The sequence below is a fragment of the Aeromonas sp. NJAU223 genome, assembly GCF_051125555.1.
Taxonomy (GTDB): Bacteria; Pseudomonadota; Gammaproteobacteria; order Enterobacterales; family Aeromonadaceae; genus Aeromonas; species Aeromonas veronii_G.
On record NZ_CP144204.1, the window covers coordinates 4461827 to 4480000 of the forward strand.

Genomic DNA, 18174 nt, shown 5'->3' on the forward strand with positions numbered 1-18174 from the left:
CTTATTTCCTGAACACATAGTTGCCACGGATCTTTCGCCACAGCCCGAACATATCGGTACGGGGGAAGATGGCGATTCGGCGGATCTGGAGCGGATCCTGATGCATGGCTTTGGGGCCACTGTTGGTAGCCACAGCATAGCGATAACCCGCAGCCGTTACCTGAGCTTTAGCACTGTCATTCAGATCCCCGTAAGGGTAGGCAAACGTGATGAGTGAATGATCGAGCAACTGCTCCAGTCTCTGTTTGTTGGCCTGGATCTCGTGTGCCTGCTGCTCGGGGGTAAGCTGGCTCAGACGTGGGTGGGTCAAGGTATGACCCCCGATCTCGATATGCTCAGATGCCCCCAACATTCGAATTTCGTCGCTATTCATCAGGGATACCGGCCTGTCCGGGTGGGTCGGATGCTCCACGTCCCAGCGATTGTGATCTTCACCCGTCACTATGTACACCACGGCTTTGTAACCATATTTTTCAAGCAGTGGCAGCATGCGGGTCAGGTTGTCCCGATAACCGTCGTCGACGGTGATCACCAGATATTTCTTGCCGTATTGCAGACGGTGGATAAATCCCTTGTCTGCAAAGTCCCTGAAGGTCAGGGTCTCGTAGCCGAGCCACTTCATCAGTTTGAGGTGCTTTTCGAACATGGTGATGGGCAGCCAGGTGCCATGCACCCCCTTCTCGCTCTCATGTTCGATGAAACGATGATACATGATGACCGGCACCTCACGGCGCAAGGTCTCCACCACGGCATCCTGATAGATGGACTCAAGCCCCGTCACCACGCCCTGCAGGTCATATTCCTGATGGATACGCTGGCGAATGGGATCGGGCACGCCGGTACAGGTAAGGGCCGAGACAATCTGAGCTCTCAGTGCGGCAAAATCGATCGCCAGATCCTTCGGACCGATGTCGCCGAAGTTGCTGGCCAGCGCCTCGTCCAGGTTGAATTCATCCACCAGCCCGATGGCCTTGGCCTCACCGATGGCAAAGGCAGGACGGCCACAGAGCAAGGCCTCCATCGCCACCCGACCAGCCCCGATCACCAGATCGCAACCTGCCAACAAGGTAGGGACATCGTCCACATAGCCGACGAATTCAACCTTGTCCTTGAAACGGGCAAAGCGCTCCGGCACCTGAGTGCCACTGACGACCCGCACCAGGCAGGCATCCAAGTCCAGCACCTCATCCAGCAAGCGATAGCAGAGCTCGCCCTTGGGACCGCTCAGCCGTCCTATGATGGCGATCACCGGTTTGGGATTGTTGGGGGCAGAGACAGGCTGGAACTTGTCGGTTTCAATGCCGTTACGCAGCACCTGTACCTTGGCGGGATCCACGCCCAGGTTGTCGATGATCTGATGGGCGATGTCCTCGCATACCGCTACCGCCCGGTAGCCCAGCGCATGGAATGCCTTGCGCGATGCATGCACCGGCTGGCGGCCGTGAACCGTGGTGATCATCGGCGTGCCGGTCAGCTTGCAGGCCACGTAGCTGCTCCAGCCGGAGGCTCGGGAGTGGGCATGCACCAGCTGGATGTGATGCTTCTTGATGAGATAGATGAGGTAAAACACATGCCAGAAGCGGCGCAAGATGCTGCGCTTGTTGAAGCGCAGCTTGAAAACAGGCCCCTGGGTCGGCTTGGTCAGGGTGTCAGAAACGTAGAAGACGTTGTGGCCACGGCGGGTCAACTCGTTGCCCACCGTGGTGGCATAAACCTCGGCGCCCGTCACTTCAAGCTGGGAGAGTGCCATCAATATATTCATAGTTATTCGGCTCACGACTAAGACTGCTCATCCACTCTGCCACAAAACCACACTTCTTTGGTAACGGTGGCCGAACAGGTACAAGCAACGGAGGATTAGGAATCTAGCAAGCGCTCGACATCCATCATGCTTCGTCTGAAGCTAAAAATATCGGATCTCTGCCTGGATAGACTGGCGTAGCGGTCGCGGACCTCCTCATCCTCCAACAGGGTCCTTATCCCCTCGGCCAGGGCATCAACGTCATTGACGGGGACCAGGTAGCCAAATTCACCATCATGCAGAGCCTCTTTCGGCCCGGTACAATCCGTCGAGACAATCGCCTTGCCCAGTGTCATGGCTTCAACCAGAACGACCGGGTAGCCCTCATAGCGAGAGGACATCACGAAGAGATCACAGCCAGCTATATATGGATAAGGATTGTCCTGAAAACCCAACAAGCTGGTGTGAGCGCCCAATTGGTGCTCCTGAATATATTTTTCCAATCCCTCTCTATCCGAGCCCTCACCAAGAATGGTGAGATGATAATTCAGCCCTGCTGCAATATTCCGATGATGGGCTATCAGCAACAGATCAAAGGCCTTTTGTGAGTTCAACAATCGTCCAATCGCCAGCACATTCAAGCCATCACCGACCTTGATGCATTCCTGGCCTTTGAATGCGATATGGTTAATATCAACCGGATTATAAATAACCGAAATATTGCTCTCGAGGGCAGGATGGAGATTCAGTACGGATTGCTTGACACCTTCCGACACGCAGACGACCTCATCCATCCGCTCGTACACCACCTTTTCAATCTCCCTCGGCAAGGTGTGGTGCCGTTCAAGGTCGATATGAACCCAAGCTATTTTTTTCTGAGGGCCGTTGAGATAGGAGAGCAACAAACTGGCATCTCCTTCTAGAAATGAGACACCCACATCGTAATAGTCGGGAAGCAGCATATTGGCCAGCCATGGCTTGGCCAGGATCAGGGAATACCAGCGCTTCTTCATGGAATAGATGATTCCACGACGCAGGAAGCCCGTAGGCTCAGGCCCCAGCAAATATTTCACCTTGATGTGACTCGGCAATGAAGACAGGTAAACTCCTTCATATTTCAGCAACAGCAAGGTTATTTCATATTTGGCTTCATCGAGATGATTGAGTATGTTGACCAGTACTTTTTCGGCCCCTCCGCCCTCCAGGGTTTTCATCACGAACAGCACTTTTTTCTTCATACTTGAAATCACATAATTTAAGGCGTGAACAAAGAATACAAGGGCTACCCGATATAGGGGTAGCCCTTGTCACTGAAAAAATGACATCAAACCCGGTTTAGCCAGGCCATGTAATCGGCCACGCCTTCGGCCACTGTCTTGAACTCGCCATCATAGCCGACACCGCGCAAGCGGGTGAGGTCGGCCTGGGTGAAGCTCTGGTAGCGACCCTTCAAGTGATCCGGGAAGGGGATGTATTCGATGGCGCCTTGCTGATGATGCTTGATCACCGCTTCCGCCACATTCTGGAAAGGTTCGGCGCGGCCGGTGCCGCAGTTGAAGATGCCGGAGTGCTGCGGGTTCTGCCAGAACCACAGGTTCACCTTGCAAACGTCGTCCACGTAGATGAAATCGCGCATCTGACCGCCATCCGGGAAGCCATCACAACCTTCGAACAACTTGGGGTTCTCACCCAGTTTCACCTGGGTATTGAGGTGGAAGGCGACGGAAGCCATGGAGCCCTTGTGCTGCTCACGCGGGCCGTAGACGTTGAAGTACTTGAGGCCAACGACCTGGGAGTCTATCTCCGGCATCAGGCGACGCACGTACTGATCGAACAACTGCTTGGAGTAGCCGTAGACGTTGAGGGGCTGCTCGAACTTGGGATCTTCGATGAAGTTGTCGTTGCGCCCGCCGTAAGTAGCGGCGGAGGAGGCGTAGATGAAAGGGAGCTCGCGCTCGATACAGTAGTGGAACAGATCCTTGGAGTACTCGTAGTTGACCTCCATGATGAACTTGCCGTTCCACTCTGTGGTGGCGGAGCAGGCACCCTCGTGGAAGATCACCTCGATGCCGCCATCCCACTCCTCGAACTCGTCGCCGGAGACAATCCGCGCCTGGAATTCATCCTTGTCCATGTAATCGGCGATGGTGAGGTCGACCAGGTTGACGAACTTGGTGCCGTCGGTCAGATCGTCGATGACCACCACATCGGTGCGTCCCATGGCATTGAGTTGCTTGACCAGATTGCTGCCGATAAAGCCAGCGCCGCCAGTTACTACGATCATGGAGTTTGCCTCGCATACGTTGATGGCCACGTGTGACTGCCTGTTAAAGCTGTGTATAGTGAGCCAATTTGAAATTGCCGAAAAGTTTATCACGGGCCGCAAGGGGATTCGACCTCGATGACTTTCCCCGGCAGGGGCCCGGCAGAGGGATCAGCGATGAAGACCAGAGACAGGATCATTCACAGCGCCACCGAGCTGTTCAACGATCAGGGTGAACGCAACATCACCACCAACCACATTGCCGCCCATCTCGGCATCAGCCCGGGCAATCTGTATTACCACTTTCGCAATAAAGAAGACATCATCCACTCCATCTTCGATCAATATGCCCGCCACCTGAGCGAGAGCTTTACTCCGGCTCGCAGCCACGATATCAAGCTGGAAGACCTGATGGGCTACCTGGACGCCATCTTCTACCTGATGTGGCAGTTCCGCTTCTTCTACGCAAACCTGCCGGACATTCTGAGTCGCGACGCCCCCCTGCAGCAGAAGTATCTCAAGGCCCAGGAGCAGCTCAGGGCCGCCGTGGAGGCCCTGCTTCGCAGCCTGCGTGATGGCGGCATCATTACCGTCAGCGACGATGACCTGCCAGATCTTGGCCAGACCATCAAGATGGTGGTGACCTGCTGGATCCCCTTCCAGATAGCCCAGGCCCCCGCCACCCGCATCACCAAGCCCTTGTTGTATCAAGGGGTCTTGCGCGTACTCTTCCTGCTGCGCCCCTATGTGCAGCCCCTGGTGTCGGATCAGATCCGCCAGCTGGAACAACACTACCACCAGCTGGCCCAACCAGCTGGGTGAGATCTGTTTCACAATTGTTGAATATCAGCACAATAATTTGAATTAACGAGCAGAGGTTGCAGTAAAATCTCGCCCACTCCAGGGTCTGCTGGCGTTTCATCATGAAGGCGGCAACGGCCAGATGGCCGGCACAGGCAGACCCGGAACGACACAGCTAACACAGCGAATGAGGACCGAGGATGTCTAACGGATTCTATCGTCACCTGACCGAGCAGCTCGAACAGGTCAAAGCGGAAGGCCTGTACAAGCAGGAGCGCGTCATCACCTCGGCCCAGCAGGCCCGGATTTCGGTGGGCGGCGAGCAGGTATTGAACTTCTGCGCCAACAACTACCTGGGACTGGCCAACCACCCCGAGCTTATCTCCGCCGCCCATCAGGGGCTGGACAGCCACGGCTTCGGCATGGCCTCGGTACGCTTCATCTGCGGGACCCAGGATCAGCACAAGGTGCTGGAGCAGAAGCTGTCTGACTTCCTCGGCACCGAGGACAGCATCCTCTACTCCTCCTGCTTCGACGCCAACGGCGGGTTGTTCGAGACCCTGTTCGGTGCCGAAGACGCCATCATCTCCGATGCACTCAACCACGCCTCCATCATCGACGGCGTGCGGCTGTGCAAGGCCAAACGCTACCGCTACGCCAACAACGACATGGCCGAGCTGGAAGCCCAGCTCAAGCAGGCCAACGCCGATGGCGCCCGCTTCAAGCTGATCGCCACCGACGGCGTCTTCTCCATGGACGGCGTCATTGCCGATCTGAAATCCATCTGCGATCTGGCGGACAAGTACGACGCCCTGGTCATGGTGGATGACTCCCACGCCGTCGGCTTCATCGGCGAGAACGGTCGTGGCACCCACGAATACTGCGACGTGCTGGATCGGGTCGACATCATTACCGGTACCCTGGGCAAAGCCCTCGGTGGCGCCTCCGGCGGCTATACCTCCGGCAAGAAAGAGGTGATCGACTGGCTGCGTCAGCGCTCCCGCCCCTATCTGTTCTCCAACTCCCTGGCTCCCTCCATCGTTGCCGCCACCATCAAGGTGATCGACATGCTGGCCGAGGGCCACGCCCTGCGCGCCCGGTTGAAAAAGAACAGCGATTACTTCCGCACCCGCATGAGCGCCGCCGGCTTCACCCTGGCCGGTGCCGATCACGCCATCATCCCGGTCATGCTGGGGGATGCCAAACTGGCCGCCGAGATGGCGAGCCGCATGCTGGCCGCCGGCATCTACGTGGTGGGCTTCTCCTTCCCCGTGGTGCCAAAGGGCCAGGCGCGCATCCGCACCCAGATGTCCGCCGCCCACACCCGCGAGCAGCTGGACAAGGCCATCGATGCCTTCATCCGCATCGGCCGCGAACTGGGCGTGATCTGAGCCCATGGCTGATTGATTAAAACGGGGGCCAAGGTTGGGCCCCATTTTATTACCCTCTGTCTTCGGCCAAGTGCCCTGAGGAACCCTGTCATGAAAGCACTCTCCAAACTGAAGAAAGAAGTCGGCATCTGGATGACGGATGTCCCGGCCCCGGAACTCGGCCACAACGATCTGCTGATCAAGATCCGCAAGACCGCCATCTGTGGCACCGACATCCACATCTACAACTGGGACGAGTGGTCCCAGAAGACCATCCCGGTCCCCATGGTGGTGGGTCACGAATATGTAGGCGAAGTCGTCGCCGTCGGTCAGGAAGTACGTGGCTTCGCGGTCGGCGATCGCGTCTCCGGCGAGGGTCACATCACCTGCAGCCACTGCCGCAACTGCCGTGCCGGTCGTACCCACCTGTGCCGCAACACCATAGGCGTCGGCGTCAATCGTCCCGGCTCCTTTGCCGAGTACCTGGTGATCCCGGCCTTCAACGCCTTCAAGCTGCCGGACAACGTGCCCGATGAGCTGGCCGCCATCTTCGATCCCTTCGGCAACGCCGTGCACACGGCGCTCTCCTTCGATCTGGTAGGGGAAGACGTGCTCATCACCGGCGCCGGTCCCATCGGCATCATGGCCGCGGCCGTCTGCCGTCACGTGGGTGCCCGCCACGTGGTGATCACCGACGTCAACGAATACCGGCTGGAGCTGGCCCGCAAGATGGGCGCGACCCGCGCCGTCAACGTGGCCAAGGAGCAGCTCTCCGATGTCATGGCCGAGCTCGGCATGACCGAAGGCTTCGACGTGGGGCTGGAGATGTCCGGCGTGCCCAGCGCCTTCCAGGACATGATCGACAAGATGAACCACGGCGGCAAAATCGCCATGCTCGGCATCCCCCCCGCCACTATGGCCATCGACTGGGGCAAGGTGATCTTCAAGGGGCTCTTCATCAAGGGCATCTATGGCCGCGAGATGTTCGAGACCTGGTACAAAATGGCCAGCCTCATCCAGTCCGGCCTGGATCTCTCCCCCATCATCACCCACAACTTCCACATCGATGATTTCCAGAAAGGCTTCGATGCCATGCGCTCGGGTCAGTCCGGCAAGGTGATCCTGAACTGGGATTGATGTGAAGACCTTACCCCCAGAGACCCGGCAAGCGCCGGGTTTCTTTTTGCCTGCGCTCCGTCGATCCCCTCGTTCGCTGTCGAAACTTTCTTCACAGATTGCTTAACACTTCACACACAAGCGTTTAAATGGCTGTAACTATTCGGTTATAATCCCGTCGTTTTCTAGGGATAATAAGAACCAGCTGGGAGTGGATGAGCGTGTTGAGAAAACTGAGCTATTTATGGGCTGTCGGTGTCACGGCCATCAGCCTGTCCGGCGCCACGTTTGCCGCCGATGAGATGTCGCCAGAGGCCATCGCCGAGCGCATCGCCCCTGTCGGTCAGGTCTATACCGCCAAGGATCTGGAAGGGATAGCCACGGCAGCCGCCCCCGCGGCCGCTGCCTCCTCTGGCCCCCGTGACGGGGAAACCGTGTTCAAGGGTGCCTGCTTCGCCTGCCATGATACCGGCGCTGCCGGTGCCCCCAAGCGGGGTGACAAGGCCGCCTGGGAGCCTCGCATCGCCCAGGGGTTTGACACCCTGCGCAAGCACGCCATCGAGGGCTTCACCGGCAAGACCGGCATGATGCCACCTCGGGGTACCTGCGCCGCCTGTAGCGATGAAGAGCTCGAGAATGCCATCCACTACATGATCGATAAGCTCTAAGTAATTGAAAGGGCTCCTATTGTAGCCCTTTCAATCTGTCTACTTCCGGCTACCCTTGAAGGTACGTTCAATCGGGAGTGTTGCATGTCCGTTCAGCCAGCCGTACCGCACGATGCCACGCCCTTGCTGGCGACCGTCTCTTCCATCATGGATTTCCCCGCCCCCGGCGCCGCCTCTGCACAGGATTATGGCCGCCTGGTGCAGCAGCTCGACCAACTCTGCCCCCTGCAGCACTTTGCCATGCTGGGCCTGGCCGACGGCGGCGTGCACTGGCTGTATGAAGAGCGGCTCCCCCAGACGTTCAAGCAGTGGCTGGGACGGGAAGAGCCCCGTCTCACGGAGCAACTGACCCAGCTCGACGAACAGCAGGGCTGGTGCGTGCAACCCGTGGAACACGTCGAGGTACAGTGGTTGCTGGCCCGCTCGACCCCGGAGCAGATGCCTACCCTGCGCCTGCTGCTGGAGTGTCTGGCCAAGCGGCTGCACGAAACCCAGACGGGTACCCAGCTAGCCGGGCAGGCCTCCCCCCTCATGCAGCGGGATCCCCACTGGCAGCAGAAGATAGAGAAAATAAGTCGCATCATGCGGCTGGCCCACAGCCTGCCCCAACACGCTCTGCTCTCCCAGCTTGAAGCCGTGCTGCGCCAGATGCTGGCCGTCCAGGACATGCTGCTCGTTCATCAGGGCAGCCAACGGCTGGAGACGCTCTACCCGGCACAACTTGCCCACCCGGCTGACTTCATCCGGGGCCTGTGCCACAGCACCAACGGCGTCGAGCGCTGCGAGCAGGGCATGTACTGGTACAGCTTGCCCCTGCGTCAGCAACAGCAATATTTCGCGCACCTCATCATCAACACCCCTCATCCCCTGGAAGCCGACGACCGGCTGTTCCTCGACTTTCTGCGCCATCAGCTGACCCTGCTGCTGGAACTGAAACGCGTCAGGCATCAGTTGGATGAACTCAACTCCGAGGAGTCCATCAACCGACGGCTGCAGCAGTTGCGCCAGACCAACCTGAGGTTGCAGAAGCAGCTCAAGCAGCATCAGGAGCTGGAGCGTCGGCTGCAGTTCAACGCGCTGCACGACCCCCTGACCATGCTGCCAAACCGGGCCCTGCTGATGAATCATCTCCATCACGCCATGACCCGTTTTCGCCGCTACCGGACGGCCGGCTTCACCCTGATCTTCCTCGATGTGGATCACTTCAAGCAGATCAACGATGCCCTCGGCCACAGCGCAGGGGATCAACTGCTGCAGGAGATCGGCAAACGCCTGCAGAGCTGCATCCGGCAAAACGACATGGTGGCGCGGCTCGGGGGAGATGAGTTCGTCATCTACCTGGACAACAGCCAGGAAGAGGAGGATGTCAGCCCGGTACTCAACCGCCTGATCGGCCGCATCGCCCATCCGTTCCGGCTGCAGGGCAACGAGCTCAGCATCACCGTCAGTCTGGGGGTGGCCAGCGTCTCCGAGCAGATCAACGATGTCAGCGAGCTGTTGCATCAGGCGGATCTCGCCATGTATCAGGCCAAGCGCAACGGCCGCAGCCGCATCGTCAACTACTCGGAGGCGTGCAAGGAGAGTGCGGGGTCACCGGAGGAGCGGCTCGCCAAAGCCTTGCGGGAAGGCAGGATAGTGCCCTATTTCCAGCCGGTGATCCGGCTCGAAGACAGCTGCCTGACGGCGCTGGAGGTGATGGCCCGCTGGATCACGGAGGAGGGGGAATTGAAAGACGCCTTCGACTTCATTCCGCTGGCGGAGCAGTGCGGCCTCATCCAGGAGCTGGACAGACAGATCCTCAGCCGCACCAGCCAGCAGCTCAAGCGCTGGTTGCCGGTGTCCGGCCCCGGTCGCTTCAAGGTCGCCCTCAACCTGTCAGGCAAGCATCTGGCCAGCCGGGAGCATATCCTGCAGCTGGTCAACATCATGGAGGAAGAGGGGGTCATGCCGGGCTACTTCATCTTCGAGTTCAACGAACGAGAGCTGTCGCGCCAGAGTGCCGACTCCCTCACCGCCCTGCATGAACTCAGGGCCAAGGGGATCCAGATCAGCCTGGATGACTTCGGCACCGGCTTCTCCTCCCTCAATGCCCTGTTCCACTTCCCGGTGGACTACATCAAGGTGGATGACAGCTTCACCCATCGCATGCTCAATTCCCCCAAGGATCTGGCGCTGATCCGGGCCATGCGGGACATCTGCCAGGATCTTGGCTTCACCCTGGTGGTCGAGGGCATCGAGAGTCCCCAGCAGTTGCAGAAACTGATCGATCTCGGCTGCGCCATGGGACAGGGCCGCCACATCTCGCCCCCTCTGCCGGGGGCCGACATCACCCCCCTGCTGGGTCAGGCGGGCATGGCTTGACGCAGGTTTCAACCATCGCGTTCAGCCCTTTTGGCACTCAATCCTTTTTAAACAGGGCCCGCAGGTTGGCAACCCCGACCTGCCCCTTCTGCTGGCGCTCCTCGGCGGTCACCTTCTTCTGGTTTTCCCACTCCAGGTCGTCCTGGGGTAATTCCAGCAGGAAGCGGCTCGGCTCGGGCCGCACCGACTCCCCGTACTGACGCCGCTCCTTGCAAAGGGTGAAGGTGAGCTCGGTCTGGGCGCGGGTGATGCCCACGTAGGCGAGGCGCCGCTCCTCCTCCACGTTATCTTCATCTATGCTGGTCTGGTGTGGCAGCAGACCCTCCTCCATCCCCACCATATAGACATAAGGAAACTCCAACCCCTTGGAGGCATGCAGCGTCATCAACTGCACCTGATCCGCGTCATCCTCCCCCTCGTTGCGCTCCATCATGTCCCGCAGGGTGAGTCGGGTCACCACCTGGGGCAGAGTCATGGGCTCGTCCAGCTCGTTCCCCTCCAGCATCTCGGTGATCCAGCGATAGAGGGTGGAGACGTTCTGCATCCGCATCTCCGCCGCCTTGGGGCTGGGTGAGGTCTCGTAGAGCCACTCCTCATAGTGGATCTCCTTGATCATGTCCCGCACCGCCTCCACCGCATTGCCGCGCTGGGCCTCGTCCCCGAGTCGCACCAGCCAGTTGGTGAAGGCCTGCAAGGCGACCAGACCGCGGCCTGACAAATGTTGCTCCAGCCCCAACTCAAAGCTGGCGGCAAACAGACTCTTGCCACGCTGGTTCGCGTACTGGCCGAGTTTCTCGAGGGTGGTAGGGCCTATCTCCCGACGCGGCAGGTTGACCACCCGCAAGAACGCCGTGTCCTCGTCCGGATTCACCAACAGCTTGAGGTAGGCCATGATGTCCTTGATCTCGGTGCGGGAGAAAAACGAGGTCCCCCCGGAGATGCGATAGGGGATGCGGTTGGTCATCAGCGCCTTCTCGAAGATGCGCGACTGGTGGTTGCCCCGATAGAGGATGGCGTAGTCCTTGAAGCGGGTGCGGTTCATGAACTTGTGGCCCATCAGCTCGGCGGCGATGCGCTCCGCCTCGTGCTCCTCGTTCTTGGCGAACAGCACCTTGACCGGCACCCCGTAGTCGAGTTCGGAGAAGAGTGCCTTGTCGAACACATGGGGGTTGTTGGCGATCAGGATGTTGGCGCACTTCAGGATACGCCCCTTGGAACGGTAGTTCTGCTCCAGCTTGATCAGCTTGAGGCTCGGGAAGTCCTCGTTCAGCAGCACCAGGTTCTGCGGCTTGGCGCCACGCCAGGAGTAGATGGACTGGTCGTCGTCCCCCACCACGGTGAAGCGGGCCCGCTCACCGACAATCTGCTTCACCAGCTCGTACTGGCTGGTGTTGGTATCCTGATACTCATCGACCAGCAGGTAGCGGATCTTGTTCTGCCAGCGGGTGCGCACCTCTTCGTTGTTCTTGAGCAACAGGGTCGGCATCACGATGAGATCGTCGAAATCCAACGCGTTGTAGGCCACCATCTGACGGTGATAGCGCTCGTAGAGCTGTGCCATCAGCACCTCTTCCGGCCCGCGGGCGATACGCATGGCGCGGGCAGGCAGGATGAGATCGTTCTTCCAGTTGGAGATCTGGGTGATGAGGGCGGAGAGTTTGTCCTTGTCGTTGTCGAGCTCGGCCTCGGTCAGCTCTTTCAGCAGCGCCAGCTGATCGGTGTCGTCGAACAGGGAGAAGTTCGCCTTGAGATTCAGGCTCTTGTGCTCGCGGCGGATGATATCCAGTCCCAGGGTGTGGAAGGTGGAGACCATGAGCCCTCGCGCCTCCTTGCGGCCCAGGGTCTGGCCCACCCGCTCCTTCATCTCCCGCGCCGCCTTGTTGGTGAAGGTGACCGCCGCAATGTTGCGGGCGTTATAACCACACTGCTGCACCAGGTAGGCAATCTTGTTGGTGATGACGCGGGTCTTGCCCGATCCGGCGCCCGCCAGCACCAGGCAAGGGCCGGAGACAAACTTGACCGCTTCGTTCTGATTGGGGTTGAGCTTCATGGGCCGGATCTCTTGGCTTATGATGAGGGGCGGCATTGTAACAGAGATCCCGCGGGCAGCCGAAACCACGCGCAGACCCCATCACTTCGCCTTGTGTTTGGCCACCATTTTCAGGATCATGACCGACTTTTCCAGCAGATGACGAGGGGAGCATGAACCAGCAACAACACGCCGGGCTGCGCAGCCAGTTTCCGGCCTTGGCGCAGAAGGTCAACGACCATCCCCTGATCTATCTGGACAACGCTGCCACTACCCAGAAACCGCAGCGGGTGCTGGACGCGATCGCGCGCTACTACAGCACCGACAACGCCAACGTGCACCGTGCCGCCCACGCCCTGAGCGGCCGTGCCACCCGCGCCTTCGAAGCTGCCCGCGAGACGGTCGCCCGCTTTATCAACGCTCCTCGCCCGCAGGAAGTGATCTGGACCCGGGGCACCACGGAGGCGATCAATCTGGTAGCCCAGAGCTGGGGCCTGAGCGAGCTGCAACCGGGGGATGAAATCATCCTCAGCACCCTGGAGCACCATGCCAATATCGTCCCCTGGCAGCTCGTCGCCCAGCGCACCGATGCCCTCATCCGGGTCATCCCCCTCGATGAGCGGGGCGATCTCGACATGGATGCCTACCAGAGCCTGCTGGGGCCGCGCACCCGACTGGTGAGCGTGGCTCATGTCTCCAATGCCCTCGGCACCGTCAACCCGGTCAAGGAGATAGTCACAGCCGCCAGGGCGGTGGGTGCCCTGACCCTGATCGACGGTGCCCAGGCGGTGGCCCACCTCGACGTGGATGTACAGGAGATTGGCTGTGACTTCTACGCCTTCTCCGGCCACAAACTCTATGGTCCCACCGGGATCGGCGTGCTCTGGGGTCGTACCGACCTGCTGGAGCGCATGCCCCCCTGGCAGGCCGGCGGCGAGATGATCGACAGGGTCAGTTTTGCAGGCACCAGCTTCAATATCCTGCCCTTCAAGTTCGAGGCGGGCACCCCTCATATCGCCGGTGCCATCGGCCTCGCCAGCGCCATCGACTTCATCGCGGATCTGGACAGAGCCGCACTGATCCGCCACGAAGCGGTCCTCACCGACTATCTGGTGATGGGACTGCAACAGGTTCCGGGCCTGCGCCTTGTCGGCGCGCCCAGGCAGCGCGCCGGCGCCGTCTCCTTCCTGCTGGACGAGATCCATCCTCAGGATGCCGCCACTCTGCTCGACATGCAGGGCATAGCGCTGCGGGTCGGCCATCACTGCGCCATGCCGCTGATGGAGAGCCTCGGGGTCGGCGGTACCCTGCGCGTATCGCTGGCCTGCTACAACGATCAGAACGACGTGGATACCCTGTTGGCCGCCCTGCACAAACTCTGTGACTTCTTCTAAGGCAGATCATCCAATGAACAGTCTCGCAACCTATACCCGGATAGGCGTTGAGCCCGACGCAAATAGCATCCGTCAGCAGTTTGCGGCAGCCAAGGGCTGGGAGAACCAGTACCGGCTCATCATCCAGCTCGGCAAGCTGCTACCTGCCCTGCCCATGGAGTGGCAGATCGAAGAGAACCGCCTGAAGGGGTGCGAGAGCCAGGCCTGGCTGAAAGGAGAACAGTGCGAGGATGGCTGCTGGCACTTCGCCTGTGACTCCGATGCCCGCATCGTGCGCGGGCTGATCGTCATCGTGCTGGCGGCGCTCAATCACCAAAGTGCTGAGACTATTCAGACGTTCGATATGGATAGCTACTTTGCCGAACTGGGGCTGGAGAAACACCTGAGCCCGTCGCGGGGCAACGGCCTCAGAGCCATAGTGCAGGGCATAGTGGCACTGGCTGATAGCTGATAGCTGGCTGATACCAAATACCACAATAAAGAGCACCACTAGAAATAAAGAGAGCGCCCTTGGGCGCTCTCTTTATTTCTGCGTTGTCTGCAAACCTACTCGACGGATTTCTCGGCTCGGGCGCCCCGTTCGGCGATCTTCTTCAACACCCGGGATGCAGCCACCAGGCCGAAAGTGGCCGTCACCGGCGTCACGGCGCCAAAGCCGGAGGCACAATCCATCTTCATGTTGCCATCGCTGGCTGCCTTGGCCTGACAAGTACCGCCATTGCCATCCGGGTAGCTCAACTGCTCGGTGGAGAAGACGCACTCCACCCCGAACTTGCGGGCCGGATTCTTGCTGAAGTTATGCAGACGGCGCAAGTCAGAGCGCACCTTGGCCGCCAGCGGATCCTGAATGGTCTTGGCGAGATCGGCGACGGTGATCCGGGTCGGGTCCATCTGCCCGCCAGCACCACCCGCCACGATCACGGGTATCTTGTTGCGCTTACAGAAGGCGATCAGCGCTACCTTGGCCTTGACCGAGTCGATGGCGTCCACCACATAGTCGAACTCTTTCTTGATATGTTCGGCCAGGTTGTCGGCAGTCACGAAGTCATCCACCTCGGTCACTTCGCAATCCGGGTTGATGGCACGGATACGCTCCGCCATCACCTCGGTCTTGAGACGACCAACAGTCCCCTGCATGGCGTGGATCTGGCGGTTGGTATTGGTGATGCAGATGTCATCCATATCGATCAGGATGATCCGGTTGATACCGGCACGGGCCAGTGCCTCCGCCGCCCAGGAGCCCACACCGCCTATGCCCACCACGCAGACACTTGCCTGACTGAAAGAGCCAAGCGCGCGCTGGCCATAAAGACGGGCAATGCCCCCGAATCGCTGTAGATATTCTGCTTTCATACCACCACCTTGCTTGAGGGCGGCCATTATAGCGGCAACGGCGACCTACGACATCATCGGATAGGATAGGGTGGGTACGGGGAATGAAGGGTTAGGCTTACAAGGCAGATTCAGATAGCTGAAACGAAAAAAAGCCCAGTCGTTAGACTGGGCTTCTTAAGTAGTGGCGGAGCGGACGGGACTCGAACCCGCGACCCCCGGCGTGACAGGCCGGTATTCTAACCGACTGAACTACCGCTCCGCATTCGGTTAGCTTTCGCTAAATCTTTTGCCGCTTATCTGAGGTGTCATCCTCGCAGCCAATCGCGCAATGTGTGCACAACTGTTTAATTGGGTGCCTGGCAGTGTCCTACTCTCGCATGGCGAATGCCACACTACCATCGGCGCTACCGCGTTTCACTTCTGAGTTCGGCATGGGATCAGGTGGTTCCACGGCGCTATGGCCGCCAGGCAAATTCTTAATCTAGAAAGCTGACGTGAATAACGATGTCGCTCTTGGCTCGTCGCTATCACTGAATTTGAGTAGTTCATGCACTTGCTACAAGGCCAGAAACACTTCTTGGGTGTTGTATGGTTAAGCCTCACGGGTAATTAGTATGGGTTAGCTCAACACGTCGCCGCGCTTACACACCCCACCTATCAACGTTGTGGTCTCCAACGGCCCTTTAGGACCCTCAAGGGGTCAGGGATGACTCATCTCAGGGCTCGCTTCCCGCTTAGATGCTTTCAGCGGTTATCGATTCCGAACTTAGCTACCGGGCAGTGCCACTGGCGTGACAACCCGAACACCAGAGGTTCGTTCACTCCGGTCCTCTCGTACTAGGAGCAACTCCCTTCAATCATCCAACGCCCACGGCAGATAGGGACCGAACTGTCTCACGACGTTCTGAACCCAGCTCGCGTACCACTTTAAATGGCGAACAGCCATACCCTTGGGACCGACTTCAGCCCCAGGATGTGATGAGCCGACATCGAGGTGCCAAACACCGCCGTCGATATGAACTCTTGGGCGGTATCAGCCTGTTATCCCCGGAGTACCTTTTATCCGTTGAGCGATGGCCCTTCCATTCAGAACCACCGGATCACTATGACCTACTTTCGTACCTGCTCGACCTGTCCGTCTCGCAGTTAAGCTGGCTTATGCCATTGCACTAACCTCCTGATGTCCGACCAGGATTAGCCAACCTTCGTGCTCCTCCGTTACTCTTTGGGAGGAGACCGCCCCAGTCAAACTACCCACCAGGCACTGTCCGCGAGCCCGATTCAGGGCCCTGCGTTAGAACATCAAACATACAAGGGTGGTATTTCAAGGACGGCTCCACGACAACTGGCGTCATCGCTTCAAAGCCTCCCACCTATCCTACACATGTAGGTTCAATGTTCAGTGCCAAGCTGTAGTAAAGGTTCACGGGGTCTTTCCGTCTAGCCGCGGGTACACCGCATCTTCACGGCGAATTCGATTTCACTGAGTCTCGGGTGGAGACAGCATGGCCATGGTTACACCATTCGTGCAGGTCGGAACTTACCCGACAAGGAATTTCGCTACCTTAGGACCGTTATAGTTACGGCCGCCGTTTACCGGGGCTTCGATCAAGAGCTTCGCTTGCGCTAACCCCATCAATTAACCTTCCGGCACCGGGCAGGTGTCACACCCTATACGTCCACTTTCGTGTTTGCAGAGTGCTGTGTTTTTGATAAACAGTCCCAGCCATCTGGTCACTGCGACTCCCGACAGCTCCATCCGCAAGGGACTTCACCATCAAGAGCGAACCTTCTCCCGAAGTTACGGTTCTATTTTGCCTAGTTCCTTCACCCGAGTTCTCTCAAGCGCCTTGGTATTCTCTACCCGACCACCTGTGTCGGTTTGGGGTACGATGACTTGTAATCTGAAGCTTAGAGGCTTTTCCTGGAAGCAGGGCATCAATGGCTTCCGCACCGTAGTGCGTTCGTCTCGTGTCTCAGTGTTGTGTCTCCGGATTTGCCTAGAAACACCACCTACGCACTTTCACCAGGACAACCGTCGCCTGGCCCACCTAGCCTTCTCCGTCCCCCCATCGCAATTACAAGTCGTGCAGGAATATTAACCTGCTTCCCATCGATTACGCCTTTCGGCCTCACCTTAGGGGTCGACTCACCCTGCCCCGATTAACGTTGGACAGGAACCCTTGGTCTTCCGGCGAGGAGGCTTTTCACCCCCTTTATCGTTACTTACGTCAGCATTCGCACTTCTGATATCTCCAGCATACCTCTCGATACACCTTCGCAGACTTACAGAACGCTCCCCTACCACTCACGCTTAGCGTGAATCCGCGGCTTCGGTGCCTGGTTTGAGCCCCGTTACATCTTCCGCGCAGGCCGACTCGACTAGTGAGCTATTACGCTTTCTTTAAATGATGGCTGCTTCTAAGCCAACATCCTAGCTGTCTGAGCCTTCCCACATCGTTTCCCACTTAACCAGAACTTTGGGACCTTAGCCGGCGGTCTGGGTTGTTTCCCTCTTCACGACGGACGTTAGCACCCGCCGTGTGTCTCCCGGATATTACTTACTGGTATTCGGAGTTTGCATGGGGTTGGTAAGTCGGGATGACCCCCTAGCCCAAACAGTGCTCTACCCCCAGTAGTATTCGTCCGAGGCGCTACCTAAATAGCTTTCGGGGAGAACCAGCTATCTCCGAGTTTGATTGGCCTTTCACCCCCAGCCACAGGTCATCCCCTAACTTTGCAACGTTAGTGGGTTCGGTCCTCCAGTTGATGTTACTCAACCTTCAACCTGCCCATGGCTAGATCACCCGGTTTCGGGTCTACACCTTGCAACTAGACGCCCAGTTAAGACTCGGTTTCCCTACGGCTCCCCTATACGGTTAACCTCGCTACAAAATGTAAGTCGCTGACCCATTATACAAAAGGTACGCAGTCACCCCGAAGGGCTCCCACTGCTTGTACGTACACGGTTTCAGGTTCTATTTCACTCCCCTCACAGGGGTTCTTTTCGCCTTTCCCTCACGGTACTGGTTCACTATCGGTCAGTCAGGAGTATTTAGCCTTGGAGGATGGTCCCCCCATGTTCAGACAGGATGT

At 58.5% G+C, this 18174-nt stretch carries 12 protein-coding genes, 1 tRNA gene and 2 rRNA genes (1 of these 15 running past the window's edge); 7 read left to right on the top strand and 8 right to left on the bottom strand.

Going from position 1 to position 18174, the window contains the following annotated elements; all coding sequences use genetic code 11:
• Window position 1: 1 nt before the first annotated feature.
• The 3 genes from VZC39_RS20575 to rfaD all read right to left on the bottom strand — a co-directional run bounded on the left by VZC39_RS20575 (window position 2) and on the right by rfaD (window position 4025).
• Entirely contained in the window at window positions 2-1762 is a 1761-nt protein-coding gene (locus tag VZC39_RS20575) for a glycosyltransferase (RefSeq protein WP_434664779.1), read from the bottom strand.
• A 95-nt stretch (window positions 1763-1857) separates the two neighbouring features.
• Window positions 1858-2979 (bottom strand): glycosyltransferase, encoded by a 1122-nt coding sequence (locus tag VZC39_RS20580; protein WP_434664781.1) that lies wholly within the window; start codon window positions 2977-2979, stop codon window positions 1858-1860.
• 86 nt (window positions 2980-3065) lie between these two features.
• Window positions 3066-4025, bottom strand: coding sequence for an ADP-glyceromanno-heptose 6-epimerase (gene rfaD / locus VZC39_RS20585; protein ID WP_434664783.1), 960 nt, complete (start codon window positions 4023-4025; stop codon window positions 3066-3068).
• Window positions 4026-4181: 156 nt separating this feature from the next.
• Here rfaD and VZC39_RS20590 point away from each other — a divergent pair, with 156 nt between their 5' ends.
• The 5 genes from VZC39_RS20590 to VZC39_RS20610 all read left to right on the top strand — a co-directional run bounded on the left by VZC39_RS20590 (window position 4182) and on the right by VZC39_RS20610 (window position 10320).
• A complete protein-coding gene (locus tag VZC39_RS20590; protein WP_434664785.1) occupies window positions 4182-4826 on the top strand; it encodes a TetR/AcrR family transcriptional regulator in 645 nt (214 codons plus the stop codon).
• Window positions 4827-5005: 179 nt separating this feature from the next.
• The gene (locus VZC39_RS20595) at window positions 5006-6196 is read left to right on the top strand and encodes a glycine C-acetyltransferase (RefSeq protein WP_434664787.1); all 1191 of its coding nucleotides are present in this window, start codon (window positions 5006-5008) and stop codon (window positions 6194-6196) included.
• A gap of 90 nt (window positions 6197-6286) precedes the next feature.
• Window positions 6287-7312 carry an L-threonine 3-dehydrogenase gene (tdh, locus tag VZC39_RS20600; RefSeq protein ID WP_349920399.1) on the top strand — a complete coding sequence of 342 codons (1026 nt, stop codon included), beginning with the start codon at window positions 6287-6289 and terminating at the stop codon, window positions 7310-7312.
• Window positions 7313-7506: 194 nt separating this feature from the next.
• On the top strand, window positions 7507-7959 hold the full coding sequence (locus VZC39_RS20605; protein ID WP_349920400.1) for a c-type cytochrome: 453 nt from the start codon (window positions 7507-7509) through the stop codon (window positions 7957-7959).
• A gap of 84 nt (window positions 7960-8043) precedes the next feature.
• Window positions 8044-10320, top strand: coding sequence for a putative bifunctional diguanylate cyclase/phosphodiesterase (locus tag VZC39_RS20610; protein ID WP_434664789.1), 2277 nt, complete (start codon window positions 8044-8046; stop codon window positions 10318-10320).
• A gap of 37 nt (window positions 10321-10357) precedes the next feature.
• On the opposite strand, the gene rep is transcribed toward VZC39_RS20610, so the two are convergent.
• On the bottom strand, window positions 10358-12370 hold the full coding sequence (rep, locus tag VZC39_RS20615) for a DNA helicase Rep (RefSeq protein ID WP_349920402.1): 2013 nt from the start codon (window positions 12368-12370) through the stop codon (window positions 10358-10360).
• 152 nt (window positions 12371-12522) lie between these two features.
• On the opposite strand from rep, the gene VZC39_RS20620 reads away from it, so the two are divergent.
• Both VZC39_RS20620 and VZC39_RS20625 read left to right on the top strand, forming a co-directional pair.
• Window positions 12523-13743 (top strand): aminotransferase class V-fold PLP-dependent enzyme, encoded by a 1221-nt coding sequence (locus VZC39_RS20620; RefSeq protein ID WP_349920403.1) that lies wholly within the window; start codon window positions 12523-12525, stop codon window positions 13741-13743.
• 13 nt (window positions 13744-13756) lie between these two features.
• Window positions 13757-14194, top strand: a complete 438-nt coding sequence (locus VZC39_RS20625) for a SufE family protein (RefSeq protein WP_349920404.1) — start codon at window positions 13757-13759, stop codon at window positions 14192-14194.
• A gap of 95 nt (window positions 14195-14289) precedes the next feature.
• Here the strand turns inward: VZC39_RS20625 and tcdA are convergent, their stop codons facing one another.
• The 4 genes from tcdA to VZC39_RS20645 form a co-directional block, all read right to left on the bottom strand.
• On the bottom strand, window positions 14290-15096 hold the full coding sequence (gene tcdA / locus VZC39_RS20630) for a tRNA cyclic N6-threonylcarbamoyladenosine(37) synthase TcdA (protein WP_434664791.1): 807 nt from the start codon (window positions 15094-15096) through the stop codon (window positions 14290-14292).
• A 164-nt stretch (window positions 15097-15260) separates the two neighbouring features.
• A tRNA-Asp gene (locus tag VZC39_RS20635) sits at window positions 15261-15337 on the bottom strand.
• A gap of 95 nt (window positions 15338-15432) precedes the next feature.
• A 5S ribosomal RNA gene (gene rrf / locus VZC39_RS20640) occupies window positions 15433-15547 on the bottom strand.
• Between the two features lie 119 nt (window positions 15548-15666).
• Window positions 15667-18174, bottom strand: a 23S ribosomal RNA gene (locus VZC39_RS20645); it runs 381 nt beyond the window's last position.

Excerpts from the sequence above, each read along its gene's own strand:
- VZC39_RS20575 (WP_434664779.1), bottom strand. The coding sequence starts at position 1,762 with ATGAATATATTGATGGCACTCTCCCAGCTTGAAGTGACGGGCGCCGAG.
- VZC39_RS20580 (WP_434664781.1), bottom strand. The coding sequence starts at position 2,979 with ATGAAGAAAAAAGTGCTGTTCGTGATGAAAACCCTGGAGGGCGGAGGG.
- rfaD (WP_434664783.1), bottom strand. The coding sequence starts at position 4,025 with ATGATCGTAGTAACTGGCGGCGCTGGCTTTATCGGCAGCAATCTGGTC.
- VZC39_RS20590 (WP_434664785.1), top strand. The coding sequence starts at position 4,182 with ATGAAGACCAGAGACAGGATCATTCACAGCGCCACCGAGCTGTTCAAC.
- VZC39_RS20595 (WP_434664787.1), top strand. The coding sequence starts at position 5,006 with ATGTCTAACGGATTCTATCGTCACCTGACCGAGCAGCTCGAACAGGTC.
- tdh (WP_349920399.1), top strand. The coding sequence starts at position 6,287 with ATGAAAGCACTCTCCAAACTGAAGAAAGAAGTCGGCATCTGGATGACG.
- VZC39_RS20605 (WP_349920400.1), top strand. The coding sequence starts at position 7,507 with ATGAGCGTGTTGAGAAAACTGAGCTATTTATGGGCTGTCGGTGTCACG.
- VZC39_RS20610 (WP_434664789.1), top strand. The coding sequence starts at position 8,044 with ATGTCCGTTCAGCCAGCCGTACCGCACGATGCCACGCCCTTGCTGGCG.
- rep (WP_349920402.1), bottom strand. The coding sequence starts at position 12,370 with ATGAAGCTCAACCCCAATCAGAACGAAGCGGTCAAGTTTGTCTCCGGC.
- VZC39_RS20620 (WP_349920403.1), top strand. The coding sequence starts at position 12,523 with ATGAACCAGCAACAACACGCCGGGCTGCGCAGCCAGTTTCCGGCCTTG.
- VZC39_RS20625 (WP_349920404.1), top strand. The coding sequence starts at position 13,757 with ATGAACAGTCTCGCAACCTATACCCGGATAGGCGTTGAGCCCGACGCA.
- tcdA (WP_434664791.1), bottom strand. The coding sequence starts at position 15,096 with ATGAAAGCAGAATATCTACAGCGATTCGGGGGCATTGCCCGTCTTTAT.